We start from the raw sequence: 17973 nt of genomic DNA on the forward strand, positions 1-17973 counted from the left end.
CTGGGAACGGCGAATCCCGCAGCGCGTCAGCGGCCGAGCCAGCCGCCGTCGACCGGGAGGATCGTTCCGGAGACGTAGCCGGCGGCGTCCGAAGCCAGGAAGACCGCAGCTCCCCCGATGTCGGGCGCGACACCCCATCGCCCCGCCGGAATCCGCTCGAGGATCGCCCGCGAGCGATCAGGGTCATCCTGCAGAGCCTGGGTGTTGTCGGTCGCGATGTAGCCGGGAGCGATCCCGTTCACCGTCACGCCGCGGCCCGCCCACTCGTTCGACAACGCGCGGACCAGTCCGGCCGTACCTGACTTCGCGGCGGCGTAGCCCGGCACGTTGATACCGCCCTGGAACGACAGCAGCGAGGCCGTGAAGACGATTCGGCCGTACCCGCCCTGCAGCATCCGCCGTCCCAGGATCTGGCTGAGCACGAACGTGCTGGTGAGATCGACCTCCAGCACCTCGTCGAACCACTCGAGCGGATGCTCGGCAGCAGGAGCACGGCGGATGGTTCCGGCGTTGTTGACCAGGATGTCCACCGGACGGTCGGCGGCCGCCAGCCCTTCGCCGAACTCGACCACCGCTGCCCGGTCGGCGAAGTCCACCCGATGGCCGGAGAACTCACGACCGAGCTTGCGCACCCGATCCCCGATCGCCGACGACGACGACGGATCAAGGGTGGCCGACACCCCGATGATGTCGGCACCGGCGGCAGCCAGCGCCTCGGCAACGGCGAAACCGATCCCGCGCTTGGCTCCGGTCACCACAGCGAGACGTCCGGTCAGATCGAACGGGTTCATGACGCGTTCAACTCCACCAGGAGCTTCATCGCCTGTCCTGCTTCGAGAACTCCGAAAGCCGACTGAACCTCGGCCAGCGGCACCACGCCGGTCACCAGCTTCTCCACCGGTATCTTGCCATCGGCAACAAGTTCGGCCGCGCGCTCGAAATCGCGGCGCTGATAGACCCGGGCGCCGAGGATCCGGAGCTCCCGCCAGAAGACGCGATGAAGGTCCAGCGGACGCGGTTGCGAGTGGATGGCCACCACGACGAGCGTGCCTCGGACCTTGACCAGCCCGGTAGCGGCCTGAACAGCGGCAGCGGATCCCGAGACCTCGAACACGACGTCGGCGCCGGCGCCTGCCGTCCACTCCTCGACCCAGGCGGCCTGGTCGACGGACGAGGGGTCCAGTGTCGCAAGCCCCAACTCGGCGGCGGCAGCCCTGCGGGCAGGGTCGATCTCCGCGATCACGACCTCCGCGCCGAACGCGACAGCGACGGTCGCGATCAGTACGCCGATGGGTCCCGCCCCGATGACGACAGCCTTGTCGCCGCTGCTGAGCTCCGACCGGCGGACGTCGTGCACCGCCACGGCCACCGGCTCGACGAGCGCGGCGTCTCGCAGCGACACTCCGGCCGGCAGCCTCACCAGGGTTGCCGCCGGGACGTTCCAGTACTGCTGCAGAGCGCCCGGGCTGTCGATACCGATGAAGTCCAGGTGCTGACAGATGTGCTCGTTGCCTGCACGGCAGGCGGGACACGTCCCGTCCCACACGAGCGGCATCACGGTCACCGGATCGCCGATCGACCAGCCCTCGACACCGGGGCCGAGGGCGGCGATGGTGCCCGACATCTCGTGGCCGATGGTCGCCGGCTTGCTGACCCGACTGTCCATGTCGCCGTGGAACACGTGCAGATCGGTCCCGCAAATACCGACATAGGCCACGGCGAGCCGGACCTCTCCCGGCCGGAGAACGGCAGGTTCACGCTCCTCGACCACCATCGTCCGGTCACCTACATAGCTCGCCGCCAGCATCGCTCCACTCCTTCTCGTTCGGTTTTCGCAGCGTAGCCCAGAATCCCGGCAAACATAATACGTATGTTGACTGGCGATACAGTCGCGGTCATGGACAACCTTCCGAAGGCACTCACGCCGCCACTGCCCACCCGACGCCTGCGCACCGGCCACCACCTCACCGAACTGGGGCTCGGCGCCGCCCAGTTCGGAAACCTCTTCAGGGCAACCACCGACGAGGTCTCGACGCGCGCCGTCACGGCCGCGCTCGACGCGGGGATCCGGTACTTCGACACCGCACCGCACTACGGCCTGGGCCTTTCCGAACACCGGCTCGGACAAGCCCTGGCCGGCGCCACTGCCGACGTCCTCATCTCATCGAAGGTCGGACGCCTGCTCGTGGAGAGCCCGGAGACGGCCGATCGGCTCGACGACGACGGGTTCGCCGTACCAGCGACGCGGAGGCGGGTCTGGGACTTCAGCCGCGACGGGATCCTCCGATCCGTGGAGCAGTCACTCGCACGGCTCGGTACAGACCGGATCGATATCGCCTACCTGCACGATCCGGACGACCACTGGGAAACCGCCTCGACCAGCGGGGTCGCAGCGCTGATCGAGCTGCGGGAGCAGGGCGTTGTCGGAGCCATCGGGGCCGGCATGAACCAGTCGGCGATGCCGGCCGAGTTCGTCCGGCGTACCGATGTCGATGTCGTCATGGTCGCCGGGCGGTTCACTCTCCTCGACCAGTCAGCCCTTGACGACCTGCTGCCGATCGCCCGTGAGCGTGGCGTCGGTGTGGTTGCCGCAGCGGTCTACAACTCCGGTCTGCTCAGCACAGCGACGGTCGACAGCACCGCGCATTACGACTACGGGCAGGCGTCGAGAGCCGTCGTCGAACGGGCCATCCAGGTCGCCGATGTCTGCGAACGGCACGGCGTCAGCCTTCCCGCGGCCGCCGTCCAATACCCCTTGCGTCACCCCGCGGTCGTGTCGGTGGTGACCGGAATGCGCACCGAGGAACACGTCCGGAGCACCGTGGCCCGGTACGGGGAAGACATACCGGAATCGCTGTGGGAGGAGTTGCACTCGAGCGGTCTCGCCCCGGATCCGGCCCGGGCGAACTCACCACGGCAACGTCGACGCGACCTATTGTCGCAAACATCATACGTATGCTAACTCTGTTCCCGGGGTACTGACGCCCCGACGACAGGAAGCGATCCAACATGACATTGACGTCTGCACGACGACGCTCGATGACCACGCCCCGAGGACGACGCTCGGCCGTCCTCGCACTACTCGGCGCCGGCGCCGTCATCGCCTCGGCGCTCACCCCACTGAGTGCGCAGGCCGCGCCCGCGACGGTCTACTACACGGCGCCTGACGGCAAGGACTCCGGTCACTGCAGCCAGGCGAAGCCGTGCTCGCTCGAGCGAGCCCAGCACGTGATCCGGCCGGCCGTGAAGCGCGGCGACGTGACCATTGAACTTGCCGACGGCAACTACCGCCTCTCGGCGCCGCTCCGGTTCGGAGCCGAGGACAGCGGCGGCGACCACACCATCCGCTGGACCGCCGCACCCGGCGCTCACCCGGTCATCACCGGCGCGTCGGAGGTCAGCGGCTGGTCCAAGTCCGACGTGGGCCGCGGGATCTGGGTGGCGGACACCCCGAGCGGCCTCGACACCCGTCAGCTGTACGTGAACGGCGTGATCGCTCCGCGCGCGGCCATCCGGGTCGCCAACGCGGACGTCACCCCGACGGCGACCGGTCTGACCATCAAGAACCCTGCCCTGAGCTATCTCGCGACGCTTCCGGACCAGAGCCGGATCGAGTTCGAGTCGCTGGGCGACTTCACCAACCGGTACTCGCCGGTGCAGAGCATCAGCGCGACCGAGATCACGATGGCGCAGCCGGCCTGGGACAACAACACCTGGGGCTGGGACACGGTCCAGCGATCCTTCCTGGCGGGGCCGAGCTGGTACCTCGACAACTCACTGAGCTTCCTCACCCAGGTCGGTCAGTGGTACATCGACCCGACCGGCGGCAAGCTCTACTACAAGCCGGCCGACGGCGTCGACCCGAACCAGCTCGACGTCGAACTGCCCCGGCTGCAGTCCCTGATCAGCATCGGCGGCACGTACGACGAGCCGGTCACCGGGCTCGCCTTCGACGGGATCCAGTTCTCCGGTACGTCCTGGCTCGGCCCGTCCGTCGACGGGTATGCCGACCAGCAGAACGGGCTGTTCCTCAAGGGCGCCTACGACTATCGGCCCGCCGACGCGTTCACGAGTTGCTCGCGCGGCTGTGAGATGTTCGAGCGGGCGCGCACCTCCTGGTACCAGGAACCCGCCGCGGTACAGGTGTCGGCCGCCAGCCGCATCTCGTTCACCGGGAACACCTTCACCAACCTCGGGCAGTCGGCGCTGGGAATCGGGAACGACGCGAACGCCACCGTGACCGGGGTCGGCCTCGGAGCCGGCGACATCGATGTGGTCGGCAACCAGTTCGTGGAGAACAGCGGACACGGCGTCGCGGTCGGCGGCGTACTGCCGGACGCGCACCACCCGAGCGACCCGCGAATGACCAATCACGACATCCTGATCGAGAACAACACGATCAACCGGGTGGCCGTGGACTACAAGGACAACAGCGGCATCCTCAGCACCTACGTCACCAACGCCCAGATCCTGCACAACGAGGTCTCCAACGTCCCGTACGACGGTATCGACACCGGCTACGGCTGGGGCATCAACGACGCCGGCGGCTCGAACGACTACGTCGACCGCGGTTACTACAACTGGAACACGAAGTACTCGACGCCGACCACGCTCAAGGACAACCGCGTCGAGGGCAACCTCGTGCACAACACGAAGGCACGCTTCGCCGACGGTGGATCGGTCTACAACCTGTCCGCGAGCCCCGGCACCGTGGTCGACAAGAACTACCTGTTCAACATCTCGGGTGTCGGCCTGTACCTCGACGAGGGATCGCGCTCGATGACGTACGAGAACAATGTGGTCCAGGGCGGTTCGTTCGTCTTCACCAACGCCGGCAGCCTGCGGAACAACACCAGCGACAACGTCATCCAGAACAACTGGTACAACTCCGGCGGGGTCTCCGCACCCAACGCCGCCTTCCACAACAACAAGCTGATCAACAACCTCAAGATCAGCGGCGCCAACTGGCCGGCCGGCGCTCGTGACGTGATCTGCGCCGCGGGTGTCGCACCGCAGTACCGGACGTCGCTGAACGCGAACCAGTTCGGCTTCACCGGCTGTGCGGTCGATGCACCCGTCGGCGCCGAGTTCAGCACCGCCAAGGCATCAGCTGTCAGCTCGTACTTCGGCCAGAGCGGCGGAGCCTTCGGGATCGCGGCCGCCGGGGCCGACGTCTGGGGCGCCGGCGGTCAGCACGACGACCAGTTCGGCGCCATCTACCAGGCGGGCGCCTTCGGATCACAGGCAAGCGCGTCCACTCGGGTCGTCTCGGTCAACGACGCCAACGCCTGGGCCAAGTCCGGAATCATGGTCCGCAACGACATGACCAAACCAGGAGCCTCGGCCGGCTATGCCGTCGTCGCCGCCACTGCCCGCAACGGCGTCGTCTTCGAATGGGACGCCAACGGCGACGGCTACCTCGACACCGACGCCCGGGCAACCGTCGACAGCTACCGCCCGGTCTGGGTCAAACTCACCCGCTCCGGCACCTCATTCACCGCGTCCTACTCCTACGACGGCCAGAACTACGTCCCGATCGGCGCCCCGGTAACCCTCCCCTCAGCCGCCGCAACCCAGGACGCCGGCCTCTTCACCACCTCCCACGACACAACCCAATCAGCAATCAACCAGTTCGACTCGGTCAACTTCACCAGCTGACTCACAACCGCAGGCCTTCCCCATAAGGGGAAGGCCTGCGGTTGCGGTTGTTGCGGGTTCAGCCGCGGTCGGGGCGAGGGGGTGCTGTGCTCTCCCGGACCGTGAGTGACGTGGCGAGCTCGATGCGGCGGGCTGGGCCGCCATCCTTTCCACCGTCGATGATCAGCCGCACCGCCATCCGCGCCATGTCCACCAAGCGTTGATGCACGGTGGTCAGGGGCGGTGTCACCCAGTCACAGGCGGCCAGATCGTCGAACCCCACGACGCTGATGTCGTCGGGTATGCGCAGACCGCGCGATTGCAGGGCCTTGTAGGCGCCGAATGCCTGCAGGTCCGTTCCGGCGAAGATCGCAGTGGGCGGCTCGGCCAGGTCCAGCAACTCGAGCGCCGCTGCCCGGCCACTCGGCGGAAAGTGGTCGCCGAAGCGCAGGAGTTCAGGGTCGGGGGTGATCCCCGCGCGTTCCAGCGCGGCGCGGTAGCCGCCCAGCCGGGCCTGGGTGCACAGCAGGCCCGGCAGGCCCGCGATCATCGCGATCCGCCGATGTCCCAGCTCGACCAGGTGCTCGGTCGCGGCCAGGCCGCCGGCCCAGTTGGTCGACCCGATCGAGGCGATGTCCGGATCCGGATCGCCGACCGGATCGATCACCACCAGCGGCACCCCCAAGGCGTCCAGCCGCTCGCGTTCGGCGGACCCCAGGTCGGAGACCGCCAGCAGAACGCCGTCGGAGTGCCGCCCGGCAAGGTTGTCCAGCCACCGCTGGGCATCAGATTGAGCGCTGTGCACAGCGGAGACCACCAGGCCGATGCCGGCCTCGCGGCAGGCACCTTCCGCACCCCGGATGATCTCGACGGACCACGGCGTCGCCAGCTCTTTGATGACCAGGTCGAGCAGCCCCGCCCGAGGCTGCTTGCCGCTGGGCCGCCGGTGGTAGTTGTGTGACCGGAGCACCTCGCGGACCCGCTCACGGGTCTCCGGTGCCACCTCCGCGCGGCCGTTCAGAACCTTCGACACGGTCGGGGCCGAGACGCCGGCGGCCCGCGCGATGTCGGCGATCTTCACGCGGTCCGCCTTGGCCACTGTGACTCCCACCAGAAATTTTCGGGACCGTCCCCGACACTTTACACGGCCCCGTACGGGTCAGCCGCCCAGCGAGATGACGCCTGCCTCGACGCCGCCGGGTTTGCCGTACTGCGCTCCCGTGATGACGAAGACCCGGCCACGGTTCCGAGGATTTCCGGGGCCGTCCAGTGAAATGGTGAATCGGCTGTACCCGGCCGGCATCGGCGACGAGAGTCGCCTCCACGCCCCGGGGCTGCCGAGGTCACGATTGACGAAGAAGTCCTGATGGTCGTTGTCGGTGACCACGATGGTTCCGTTCCTGCCGCCCGAGTCCGACCACGACACGACGGGAGCTCCGTTCGGGGCCTCGCCGTTCTGGTCCAGGAGCGGGGTGTCCGCGGAGAACCTGAACGACTCCGGGTCCGTCGCGATCCGGTAGTGCACGTGGTAGCTGTAGTTGGCCTGATCGGGGTTGTCGGGGTCGTCCGGCGTCCCGAACTCATACGTCATGATCCACAGGTTCCCCCTCAGCCGCGCCACGGTGGTCATGCCAGGCCGCTGGTCGTACGTCGTTCCGGTCGCGTCGTCGACGACAGGACCCCAGGTGCGCAGGTCCGTGCTGGTCTGGTGGGCGAGCTTCTGACCGAACTTCGGGTCGCGCTGGTCGGAGTAGTAGCAGATCAGCTTGTCCTTGTGCAGCAGCAGGAACGGCTCCCACACCGGCGTCGCGCCGTTCGTCGTGTCGGGCGGTCCGCCCTGGGCCACCGTGCTGAGGAACTTCCAGGTGAGCCCGCCGTCCGTGCTGGCATAGAGCTGGATGTTGGTGCTGGTCCGGTTCCCTTGCCAGTTGCACGCGAACAGAAGCGCGCCCTGCGGAAGGCCGGCGAACGCGCGGGGCAGTTCATACAGGAAGGGCTGCCGATACGCCCCGGACGCCGTGCTCGCGTCGGGCACATTGCTCTGCTTCGCCCACGTGCGGCCGTCGTCATCACTGCGATAGATCGGGAACCCGGGGTCTGTTGCGCCTTGGAAAGTCGCAAGCAGGGTTCGCGATCTGCCCGCCTGCGAGGTGCTGAGCCGGACAGCGCGAGCGTAGGAGATGCGCCCACCTGGAACGGCTGGTTCGGCCACGACGACAGGCCCGAACGGAACCTCCCCACCGGCTGTGCCCGGATGCCCCACGGCGACCGTGCCAGCGAAGGCTGGTCTCGCGAGGCCGAGGGTCACTCCCGCCGCCGCTGCCGCGCCGAGAAGCGCCCGGCGGGAGAACTGCGGCGTCCCAGCTGTTGAGTCACTCACTTCAGGTTCGTTGCGATAGTTCACCAACTACCTCCTCGTTGAAGACCAGCCCGCCCGATCAGAACCAGCCGAAACTTTCTGAATCTTTTGACGAACCTAATAGCGCCAGATTAGGCTCGTCAAGGCCTCAGGTCAGGGCTTTCAGGCAGGCTCCACGCAACGATTCCGCGAAATGGGCTGGGACTGAGGATCCGAAACTTTCGGAAGTGTGGTCAGCCTTTGGTGGCGCCGGCGAGCATTCCGGAGACCAGGGCTCGTTGGGAGAAGAGGAAGACGATCAGGACGGGGAGGATGGCGATGATGACGGAGAGGGCCAGTTCGGGGCTGGTGATGTCGAGGCCTGCGCCGGCGACCGGGTTGAAGGACGGTGTGGTCGAGAGGAGTTGGTTGAGGCCTACCTGGATCGGGAACTGCTGGCTGCTGGGGAGTACCAGGTAGGGCAGGAAGAAGTTGTTCCAGTTGCCGACGAAGCTGAAGAAGGCGACCAGGGCGACGACCGGCTTGGCCAGCGGCAGGGCGATGGTGGTGAAGGTGCGCCACTCGCCGGCGCCGTCGATCCGGGCGGCTTCGAGCATCTCGGTGGGCAGGCTGGTCGCGAAGTAGATGTAGACGAGGTAGACGCCGAACGGGAAGAACGAGAACGGCAGGATCACCGACCAGACGGTGCCGATCAGGCCGAACCTGTTCAGCTCGAGGAACAACGGCAGTACCAGCGTCGCCGACGGCATGATCATCACGAGCAGCGTGACGGACAGCAGCAGCCGACGGCCACGGAACTTGGTCAGGGCGAGCGCGTACCCGGCCGGGACGCTGGTCGCCAGGGTGAGGATCAGCGAGCCGGCCGAGTAGATCGCGGAGTTCTTCAGCCAGACGAAGACGACACCGTCCTCGAACGACGTCAGGTGCCGCCAGGCCGTCGCGATGTTGCCGAAGGCACCGAAAGCGAACGGCCCGTCGGCCACCAGTTCCGACGCTGTCTTCGTCGGTGCCAGCAGCAGCCAGATCACCGGCAGGACGAAGAAGACGGCGAGTAGCGCGAGCAGGAGAGCGAGCACTGCGACGGAGAGCGCGCGGGAGGTCTGCCGCAGCGGGTGATCGGTCATCAGGCATCCACCTTGAACAGGCCCGATCGGCGGACCAGCAGGCCGGCGCAGATCAGACCGAGAAGCAGCAGGATCAAGGAGACCGCGGCCGCGCCGTTGAAGTCTCCGTAGCGGAACGCGAGCACGTACGCGAACTGGTTGGGCGACCAGGCCGGGTCGAGGCGGCCGAGGCTGGCGGTCTGCAGCATCTGCGGCTCGACGAACAGTTGGGTGCCGCCGGCGAACGCCAGGATCGCCATGTACGCGATCCACCGGCCGATCATCGGGATCTGGACGAACAGCGCCGACTTCCACGGCCCGGCGCCGTCGATCCGGGCCGCCTCGAGGATCTCGTCCGGGATGTTGTTGAGGGCGCCGTACATGACGACGATCCAGCCGCCGGCGCCGGTCCAGAAGGCGATCAGCACGAAGATCAGCGGCAGGTTGCCGGGGCCAATCACCTGCGAGAAGGTCTCGAATCCCAGAGCCTTCAAGAGCCCGGAGGCCGGGCTGACGGAAGGATCGAGCAGGAACAGCCACACCAGCACGCTCGCGACTCCGGCCAGCGCGCCCGGTACGTAGTACAAGAAGCGAAGAGTTGCCGACAAGGCCGGTCGCATCCGGCCGCGGAGGACGACCGCGATCCCGACGGTGAGGACCAGCAGCAGTACCAGCCACAGCACCAGATAAACGGCGATGTGGCCGAAGGCCGGGGCGAAGCGGTAGTCCTGAACGACTTTGACGAACTGGTTGAGTCCGGTGAACTGTCCCCGGTCGTTGGTGAAGGCCAGGTAGAACGCGTAGCCGGTCGGCACGATTCCGAACGCCGTCAGCAGTAGCGCGTACCCCGCGACGAAGAAGTACCCGGCGTAGCCGTTGGTCCGGCCGCGGCGCCGGGCGACGCGCGCTGTGGGAACGCGCGCCGCCCGCAGTTCGACCGAGGTCATCGCGTGGTGACCGTGTAGCCGGCGGCCTTCGCCTCGTTCTCGATGGCGGTCTGCCAGGCAGGAAGCGTTGCGGTGAGGGTCTTGCCCGCTGTCAGGGCGGGCAGCACGATGCTGGACCAGGCGGTCGCGTCGCTGAACCGGGTGTTCGACCAGCCGGTCCAGACGGCGTCGGCGGCAGCCTTGAACGCGGGACCGACATCACTTGCGAAGTACTGGCTGTTCTTGGGGTTCGCCAGCCAGGCGGTCGCGGCCGGAGCATAGGCGGGGTACGTCGGAGCGCCGGCCTGGTTCTCGTTGGAGGTGGTCAGCCAAGTGACCAGGTCGGTGGAGGTCTTCACGTTCGCGGTGTGCGAGGAGACCATCCAGACCGCGCCGCCGACGTTGCCGGTGGCAACTGCCGGGTCGCCGTCCCAGGTCAGCGGCGGCGCGGCCGCGACCTGTCCCGCCGGAGTCTTGAAGGCGGAGTTGAACAGGTACTGCCCGTACCACGACGGGCCGATCGCCATCAGCACCTTCGGGCCCTTGCGCGCCGCGAAGCTCTGCCCGAAGAAGCCTTCCTTGCTCACCGAGCCGTTGGCGATCATCGAGTCGAGCAGGGTCGCCATCCGGGTGCACTTCGGATCCTGCAGATCGGTCCGCAGGGTGGTCGGGCCGCTGAGGTTGAAGGCCGGGCACTGGCTGGACCAGAAGTACGACTCGTGGGAGTTCGTGTCGCCGACCGCGCCGAGCAGGTAGCCGGGGTGTTCCTTCGCGACCTTCTCGCCGAGGGCCTGGTACTGCTGCCAGGTCTTCGGCACCTCGTACCCGAACTTCTTCAGCAGTTCCGCGTTGTACCAGACGACGACCTGGGCGATGTCGTTGCGCAGGCAGTAGGTCTGGCCGCCGAACTCGCACGGCGCCAGCGACCCCTTGGCGAAGTTGTCCAGCGTCGTCTGCGGAACCAGGCCCTGGTTGAGCGGCGCGGCGAAGGCCTGGGCCTTCGGACCGGTCGGCGCGGAGGCCCAGGTGACGTCGGTCGGCGAGGCGAAGACGACATCAGGCCAGCCGGAGCCGGTCCGGTCGAACAGCTGCACCTTGGTCTGCAGGTAGGTGGAGCCGTCGGCGCTGCCGTCGTACGTGACGATGTTCAGCTTCTTGTCCGGGTGCGACTTCTGGTACGCCTGTACCGCCGGCAGCCGGGTGGAGTCGGTCCAGACGGTGACTGTGGCGGCATCGTCCTGCGCGACCGGTTTGAACGAGGCCGAGGTGGCCGGCGCGGCGGTCGTGTCCGCGCTCGCGCAGCCGGCCAACGCGGTCAGTGCGGCCAGCGCGGCGACCAGGGTGAGTTGTTGCTTCATGGCGGGTCCTTCGTCAGGGGATCGGTGTCGTCACGGCGTGGCGACGAGATGGCGTAGTGGTGCTGGGTATTCGAGGTGCGGGGGCAGGGCGATGCCGGGAGCGAGCGGCGCGTGGACCAGACCGTCGGCGTCGACACAGGCCTCGCGGCGTACGTCGGTCGAGGTGACCAGCGACTCGTAGTACGTCGTGTTCGAGATGGCCATGCAGAGGTGCTGGTTGGGGATGTCGGAGCCGTGGACCTCGGCGCGGAGCCGGTAGGCGTCGGCCAGGTGGGCGGTCCGCATCGCGCCGGTGATCCCGCCGCGGAGGGTGGTGCTCGCCCGTACGCCGAAGGTCGCCGCGCCCGCCGTGATGAAGTCGGCGGCGTTCATGTGCGCACCGTCCGACGTCTCGGCGACCAGGAGCGGCACGCCGACCGTACGAGCCAGCTGCCCGTACGCCGTGACGCTGAACTCACGCATCGGCTCCTCGTACCAGAGGTAGTCCAGGTCCGTGAGCGCGCGGCCGAGCCGGATCGCGTCGGGCAGGTCGAAGCCGGCCGAGCCGTCGTACATGAGCGGAACGTCGTCACCCACGTGCTCTCGCAGAGCAGCACACAGCTGAGCGTCGCGGCGTGCGTCACCCCAGGCGTGCAACTTGATCGCCGCGTAGCCGGCCTCGAGGCACTGGGTCGCGACGTCGAGGAACTCCTCGGTCGTGCCGAAGGTCGAGGTCGACGCGTACGCCGGGATCGAGCGCCGGTGGCCACCGAGCAGCTGCCAGACCGGCTGCCCGGCCACCCTCCCGGCCAGATCCCACAGCGCGACGTCGATCAACCCGAGCGTGGGAAGCGGGAGCTCCTCGATCCGGTCGAGCTCCCAGATCCGGTGCCAGAGCCACTCCCGCTGGTACGGGTCCTGACCGATCAGCTCGTCGCGGAACACCCGATCGACGAGATCCTCCAGCTGGGCGGCAGCACCGGGACGGGCGAACAGCGCCACCCCTTCCGCGCCGTCGTCGGTGCCGATCCGAAGCACGGCACCGGTCGCGTCCGGAGCGCTCCCGCCAAGACCGGCACGCCAGCGGAACGGCGGGCTCGCGGCGGGAATCCGGACCCGGTGAGTCTCGACATGGGTGATCTTCATGAGCTCTTTCCGACGAATGAATCAGATCAATGCGTCGCAAAGGTAGCAGGAAGACGGCATTTCGCCTATAAACCAGACTAATCTTTCTCGATTAATCAGGTTCATCACCGGACATGGTAGCCACCGCGCGCCTCCCGGTGTCACACCGCGCGTGCTTGTCCGGTCTTAACGCCTAGCAGGCCGGACGCGGAGCCCGGCCGTCACCGATCAGAAGGAAGCGATCATGACCCAGCAGAAACCGACCGTCGTCCTCGTCCACGGAGCCTTCGCGGAGTCCGCCAGCTGGAACGGTGTCGTCGAGCGCCTGCAGGCTGCCGAGGTACCGGTGGTCGCCGTCGCGAACCCGCTGCGCAGCGTGCCGGGTGACGCCGCCTACGTTCGCGACGTCATCGCCGGCATCGACGGGCCCGTGATCCTCGTCGGCCACTCCTACGGCGGCATGGTCATCACCGAAGCGGCCGCCGGAAGCGACAAGGTGGCCGGCCTTGTCTACGTCTGCGCCTTCGCGCCCGCGCAGGGCGAATCAGCGCTCGCTCTGTCCGGCAAGTTCCCCGGCAGCACTCTCGGCGAGACCCTTGCCGCCTACCCGGTCGCGACGGGCGGCAACGAGTTCGCCATCCGCCCATCGGCCTTCCACCACCAGTTCGCCGCCGATGTACCGGCCGCGCAGGCAGCCCTGATGAGCGCCACCCAGCGGCCAGTCACCGAGGTGGCGCTGACCGCCGGGCTACCGACCGGAAATCCTGCCTGGCAGACGATCCCGTCGTGGTTCGTCTTCAGCGATCAGGACCTCAACATCCCAGTCGCGTTGCACCGCTTCCTGGCCGACCGGGCGGCGGCCAAGGGCGTTCGCGAGGTGCCGGGCGCATCCCACGCGCTCAGCGTTTCCCAGCCCGAGGCCGTCACCGCGTCGATCCTGGATGCCGTTGGCGTCACCCTCCCGGTGTCGGAATCGGGCGTTGAAGGGTGATGGTTGCGCGGGTCGTGCCGGCGGGGAGGGTGATGGTGCCGGCGGGCTGGTTGATGGTGGCTATCTTGAGCGAGACGGCGGCGATGTTGTTGCGGAGAGCCGGGAGTTCGATGCTGTAGCTGGTGGCGGAGGCGCCGGTCAGTTCCAGGGACAGGTACTTGCCGTTGGCGGTCAGGCGGTAGCCGGCGCGTTTGCCATCGGTGGTCGGGTAGTTGTCGATGGCGATCTTCTGCCGGTCCGCGAGCCATTCGTCCGGTACGCCGCGGCCGAGGATCAAAGTGCCGTCGGACTTCTCGGCGATCAGCGAGTCGAACAGGACCTTGGTGGCGGTGGACTGGCCCCACATGTGCTGGTTTGAGCCGCCTCCGCCGGACGCGTGGTCGATGTCCCAGGGCGAGTTCGCGCTCGGGTAGCCGACGCCTTCCCACCAGCCGAACGGCCCGCTCTGCGCCTTGTCGATCATGAACTGGTACGCCTTGATCCCCAGGTCGCGATACTGCTCACCACGCAGCGCCGAGCTTCCGTACCCGGCGTTGTAGGCGCTCGAGTAGTACCCGTGCGGGTAGCCGCCGAAGTTGTAGATGGTGTCGGAGATGTCCTTGCGACGGTCGAAGCCGTGCGTGTAGGTGTCGTCGATCTTGTCGAGCATCACCCCGCTCTGCTCGGCCCCGAACAGGTACCCGTCCCAGGCCCAGCGGCCGAACAAGAACATCGACGCCCAGTTCGCGTCCCGGGGATCCTTGCGCGGCCCGGTCTCGTTGGGTTCGACCATCGAGATCGGGATGTAGTCGAGGTTGTGCTCCTGCATGGTCTGGGTGATCCGGGCCGTCGCGACCCGCAGAAGATCGTCGTACTCCGCCTTGGCCCAGTTCGCCTCGGCAGTCTCGCCGAGCGCCGTGGCCAGGTACCGGTACGTCGTGAGCCCGGCCAGCGCCGACCAGTTGTCGATAGTCCAGTAGCCCAGCGAGTCGATCGCCAAGGTCTGCTTGATGATGCCGGTACCACCGTCGATCCGGTCCGTCTCGACCATGTGGGTGTTCTTCTTGATCGTCTCGAACTGGCTGCGGACGAAGGCCTTGTCGCCAGTCCGTTGCAGATACAGCGCGTACGGCCAGCTGTACTTCCACTTGGCGTCGTCGTACTGGAGCTGGGCCGGCAGCGTGGCGAGGTAGTCGCGGGCGTAGGTGAAGTCACCGATCGTCAGCAGCGTGGCCACGATGCCGATCGTGTCGTGGTCGAACATCTCGTCGTACCCGTTCTCGCCGACGTGCAACTGCTTCGCGCCGTCGATGTCGTCCCGGATGATCAACGTGTAGATGTAGCCGGCCTTGTACGCGTTGACGAGCCGCTCGTCCGGAAGGTCCGTGATCTGTGCGATCGCCGCCAGCCTGGTGTTCCAGTACTTCCGCATGTCCTTGTAGTGCTTGCTGAACGAGCCCGCCTGCTGCAACTGCAGCGCGGACGGCCAGTCGTAGCTCGCTCCGAACCGATCGGCTGCGACCGCGTAGTCGCGCACCACGGTCTGGCCGGCGCCTATCGTCGTCACCGTCGGCGCGGCCGTCGCGGTCAGTGGCGTCAGCAGGCTCGACACCCGGGGCAGCCGGGCGGTAGCCGCCGTCGTGTTCGTCACGGTCATCCTCGAGTACGCGACCTCGAACCGGTTCCCGCCGATCACCACCAGATCCGCGAAGTTCTCGACCCGCACCTGCAGCCCGTCCTTGGCGTACTCGCTGATGAACGCGGGCAGATACCCCTCGGCGTTGGACCACTTGATCTTGCCGGGAATGTTGGGGACCCCGAACGTCACCACCGCATTGCCCCGGCTGCGAAGCTTGTAGCTGCCGTCGATGAAGGCGATCGGCGCATTTAGGTCGCCCTCCCACCCGAACGACGAGGTGAGCCCCGGATTCGTGACGTTCGTGTACTCCGCTCCGGCCGCCGCCGACCCAGCTTCGTCGAAAGCAGCCTTGAGCAGCAGGTAGGACAGCCGCAGCTCGTCCCGTTGAGCTGAGGCATCTCCGATCACTGCTGTCGCCGAGGTGATCTCGCCGTCGAGCTGCTGCTGTGCCGCCTCGCTGGCTGCATTGAAGTCAGCCGACGCGGCCCGCGCGAGCAGGACTCGCGTGAGTTCCCGGAACCCGTCCGCCGAGGTCTCCGCCTGGGTGACGCCGGCCAAGGTGACGTTGCCAGAGGCATGCGTCTTGCGGAGCAGTTGCGTGCTGATCCGGGCCGAGTCACCGGCGCCGAGGGTGAGTTCGTACAGCCGGGTGACCGCGTCGTTGGTACTGACCAGATCGCTGCTGACGAAGCTCGGTGTCGTGGCGCCGTTGAGGTAGACGGAGACGGTCGCGGTCGCGCGCCAGGCGCCGGAAACGAACCGTACGGTCCGTCCGCTCGCTGCCGCGGGGACGGTGAGGTCGTAGCCGTACGAGCCGCCGAGATCCACGTCGACGTTCGCTCCGTCGGCGAAGAAGATGCCGCCCTGCCGAGTGCCCGCCTGCGTCGCCGTCGGTGTGCCGTTGGTCCACGAGTACGTCACCGGGTTGTCGTTCTGCGCACCGATCGCGGCACCGGCCTGCCGATTCGCGACGGCCAGTCGAGCCTTTCCGGCCGGTACGCCGCTGCTGCGGTTGATCGTCGAGCCATCGAGATGCAGCCAGTCGCTCGGCCCCTCACCGGTCAGATCCATCGAGACCGGCGGCGCCGTGGCCGCGAAGCTCGGACCATCCACCGAGGCGACCCGCGACAGCGCCACCGCGGACAGCGACACGTTCCCGGCCGGCTGGACCTTCTCGGTGAACCTGGTCGTCACGACGACGCCCTCCCCCGGCCGGATCGTCACCGTGTACCGCTTGGCAACAGCAGCGTCGGTGGCGCTGATCGGCGTCGTGTACGCCGAACCGCTCCCGTCCGCCGCCGCGACGGTGACCGTGCCACGGGCCTGCCAGATGCCGCCCACGAACACCAACCGACGCGGGGAATCCGCCGGCGCGACCGAGATCCGGTAGCCACCAGCCGCGCTGCCGACCGAGTTGAAAACCCCACCCGTGGTGATCCCCGTGCTCGACGTCGTCGAGGTCCCGTCCGACCACCGGAACGACAGCGGGCTGTCGTCGAGGGTGGTCTGCGCGGCGGCGGGATCGAGGTTGTCGACCGTGATCGACGGCGCTACCCCGGCCTTGCGGTCGGTACCCGTACCAGCCGGATGGACCCAGTCGAGATCGCCGTAAGCGGTCAGATCCATCACCCCGGCGACCCCGGTACCGCCCGCGAGCTTCTCCGTGTTGACCACGAACGCGTTGGACGGGGTGGCCGATGCCGCCGGCAAGGAAGTCAGGGCCGGGAACAGCAGCGCCCCGGCGGTGATTGCTGCCAGCAACTTCATTCGGGTCCTCATCGGTGTCCCCTCACTGCCTCGGTGGTCCTGGCTGCATTGATAGTCCTGGGAGGCTGGAGCCGCGGACGATCAGTTCCGGTTCCAGCAGCACGTGCTGCGGATCACGGGGGTCGCCGGCGAGCAGGTTGTCGATCGACTGGATCAACTGCCGGCCGACGACGTCGATCGGCTGATGCAAAGTGGTGAGGCCGGGGCTCACGAGTGCGGCGGTGGGTGAGTCGTCGAAGCCGGTGACCGCGACGTCGGCCCCTGAGCGCAACCCCCGCTCGTGCAGCGCACGTAGTACGCCGAGCGCGAGCGTGTCGGACGCACAGACGAGCGCCGTCGCAGGGCGGGATGCGTCGAGCATCCGGTGCGCGGCCTGCCGGCCCGCCTCCAGGGTGTCCGGGACCGCGGCCTGGAGGTCCGTCTCGAGCTCACGCCCACGGCAACCCTCCAGCCACCCCTCCCGACGCTCGGCGCCGATCTCGGACTCGGCCAGCCAGCCGATGTGACCGATCCGGCGGTGACCCTGCGCCGCGACGTGCTCCGTCGCGGCCCGGGTGCCGGCGCGGCCGTCGACATCGACCCAGGACGTGGCCTCGTCACCGTCCCAGGACCGGCCGAACGACGCGAACGGCACGCCCCACGACCGCAGCGCCGAGACCCGGTCGTCGTTGCGGTGCGTCTCGGCCAGTACGAACGCGTCGACCGACGTCATCTTCAGCAGATCCCGGTACGCCTTGATCTCGTTCGCCGAGCCGTCCTCGGCGTGGCACAGGATCAGGTGATAGCCGGCCTCGGCCGCTGCGGCGTTCAGTGCGTACAGGAACTCGTCCATCAGCAGCGAGGCCTTGTCGGTCCGGGCCGGCCGGGTCTTGAACGCGATCAGCGACGAGCTGCGGTTGCGCAGCGCCCGCGCCGACAGGTTCGGCTCGTAGCCCAGCTCCTCCACCGCGGCCAGGATCCGCTCCCGAGTCGCCGGTGCCACCCGCTCAGGATTGTTGACCGCGTTCGACACCGTCTGCGCCGAAACCCCCGCCCAGCGGGCCACCTGAACCAGCGTCACGTGCCCATGCGGTACCGGCGCCATCCCGGCCTCCAACCCTGCCGATTATT

At 67.7% G+C, this 17973-nt stretch carries 13 protein-coding genes; 3 read left to right on the plus strand and 10 right to left on the minus strand.

The annotated features are described in order from the left end of the window. Positions 1-26: 26 nt before the first annotated feature. Entirely contained in the window at positions 27-791 is a 765-nt protein-coding gene (locus tag ACIA12_RS15385) for an SDR family oxidoreductase (protein ID WP_396367606.1), read from the minus strand. Beyond that, positions 788-1807 carry a zinc-binding dehydrogenase gene (locus ACIA12_RS15390; RefSeq protein ID WP_396367607.1) on the minus strand — a complete coding sequence of 340 codons (1020 nt, stop codon included), beginning with the start codon at positions 1805-1807 and terminating at the stop codon, positions 788-790. The genes ACIA12_RS15385 and ACIA12_RS15390 overlap by 4 nt, the downstream gene beginning before the upstream one ends. Before the next feature lie 90 nt (positions 1808-1897). Here ACIA12_RS15390 and ACIA12_RS15395 point away from each other — a divergent pair, with 90 nt between their 5' ends. After that, positions 1898-2962, plus strand: a complete 1065-nt coding sequence (locus tag ACIA12_RS15395; protein ID WP_396367608.1) for an aldo/keto reductase — start codon at positions 1898-1900, stop codon at positions 2960-2962. A gap of 77 nt (positions 2963-3039) precedes the next feature. Continuing rightward, positions 3040-5658: a hypothetical protein gene (locus ACIA12_RS15400; protein WP_396367609.1), complete on the plus strand. Its 2619-nt coding sequence runs from the start codon at positions 3040-3042 to the stop codon at positions 5656-5658. A 58-nt stretch (positions 5659-5716) separates the two neighbouring features. Here ACIA12_RS15400 and ACIA12_RS15405 read toward each other — a convergent pair whose 3' ends face one another. The 6 genes from ACIA12_RS15405 to ACIA12_RS15430 form a co-directional block, all read right to left on the minus strand. Then, on the minus strand, positions 5717-6748 hold the full coding sequence (locus tag ACIA12_RS15405; RefSeq protein WP_396367610.1) for a LacI family DNA-binding transcriptional regulator: 1032 nt from the start codon (positions 6746-6748) through the stop codon (positions 5717-5719). A gap of 48 nt (positions 6749-6796) precedes the next feature. Next, a complete protein-coding gene (locus ACIA12_RS15410) occupies positions 6797-8017 on the minus strand; it encodes a sialidase family protein (protein WP_396367611.1) in 1221 nt (406 codons plus the stop codon). Between the two features lie 212 nt (positions 8018-8229). Further along, positions 8230-9120 (minus strand): carbohydrate ABC transporter permease, encoded by an 891-nt coding sequence (locus tag ACIA12_RS15415; RefSeq protein WP_396367612.1) that lies wholly within the window; start codon positions 9118-9120, stop codon positions 8230-8232. Next, positions 9120-10046, minus strand: a complete 927-nt coding sequence (locus tag ACIA12_RS15420; protein WP_396367613.1) for a carbohydrate ABC transporter permease — start codon at positions 10044-10046, stop codon at positions 9120-9122. Before ACIA12_RS15420 ends, ACIA12_RS15415 begins: the two co-directional genes overlap by 1 nt. Next, positions 10043-11383 carry an ABC transporter substrate-binding protein gene (locus ACIA12_RS15425; protein ID WP_396367614.1) on the minus strand — a complete coding sequence of 447 codons (1341 nt, stop codon included), beginning with the start codon at positions 11381-11383 and terminating at the stop codon, positions 10043-10045. Before ACIA12_RS15425 ends, ACIA12_RS15420 begins: the two co-directional genes overlap by 4 nt. A gap of 30 nt (positions 11384-11413) precedes the next feature. Beyond that, positions 11414-12508, minus strand: a complete 1095-nt coding sequence (locus ACIA12_RS15430; RefSeq protein WP_396367615.1) for an enolase C-terminal domain-like protein — start codon at positions 12506-12508, stop codon at positions 11414-11416. Between the two features lie 223 nt (positions 12509-12731). Between ACIA12_RS15430 and ACIA12_RS15435 the strand changes: the two genes are divergently transcribed. Beyond that, entirely contained in the window at positions 12732-13478 is a 747-nt protein-coding gene (locus tag ACIA12_RS15435) for an alpha/beta fold hydrolase (RefSeq protein WP_396367616.1), read from the plus strand. On the opposite strand, the gene ACIA12_RS15440 is transcribed toward ACIA12_RS15435, so the two are convergent. After that, a complete protein-coding gene (locus ACIA12_RS15440) occupies positions 13441-16875 on the minus strand; it encodes a sugar-binding protein (RefSeq protein WP_396367618.1) in 3435 nt (1144 codons plus the stop codon). The two genes, ACIA12_RS15435 and ACIA12_RS15440, sit on opposite strands and share 38 nt — an antisense overlap. A gap of 10 nt (positions 16876-16885) precedes the next feature. Continuing rightward, a complete protein-coding gene (locus ACIA12_RS15445) occupies positions 16886-17947 on the minus strand; it encodes a LacI family DNA-binding transcriptional regulator (protein WP_396367619.1) in 1062 nt (353 codons plus the stop codon). Positions 17948-17973 lie beyond the last annotated feature (26 nt).

It is taken from the genome of Kribbella sp. NPDC051620, from assembly GCF_044453825.1.
Lineage (GTDB): Bacteria > Actinomycetota > Actinomycetes > Propionibacteriales > Kribbellaceae > Kribbella.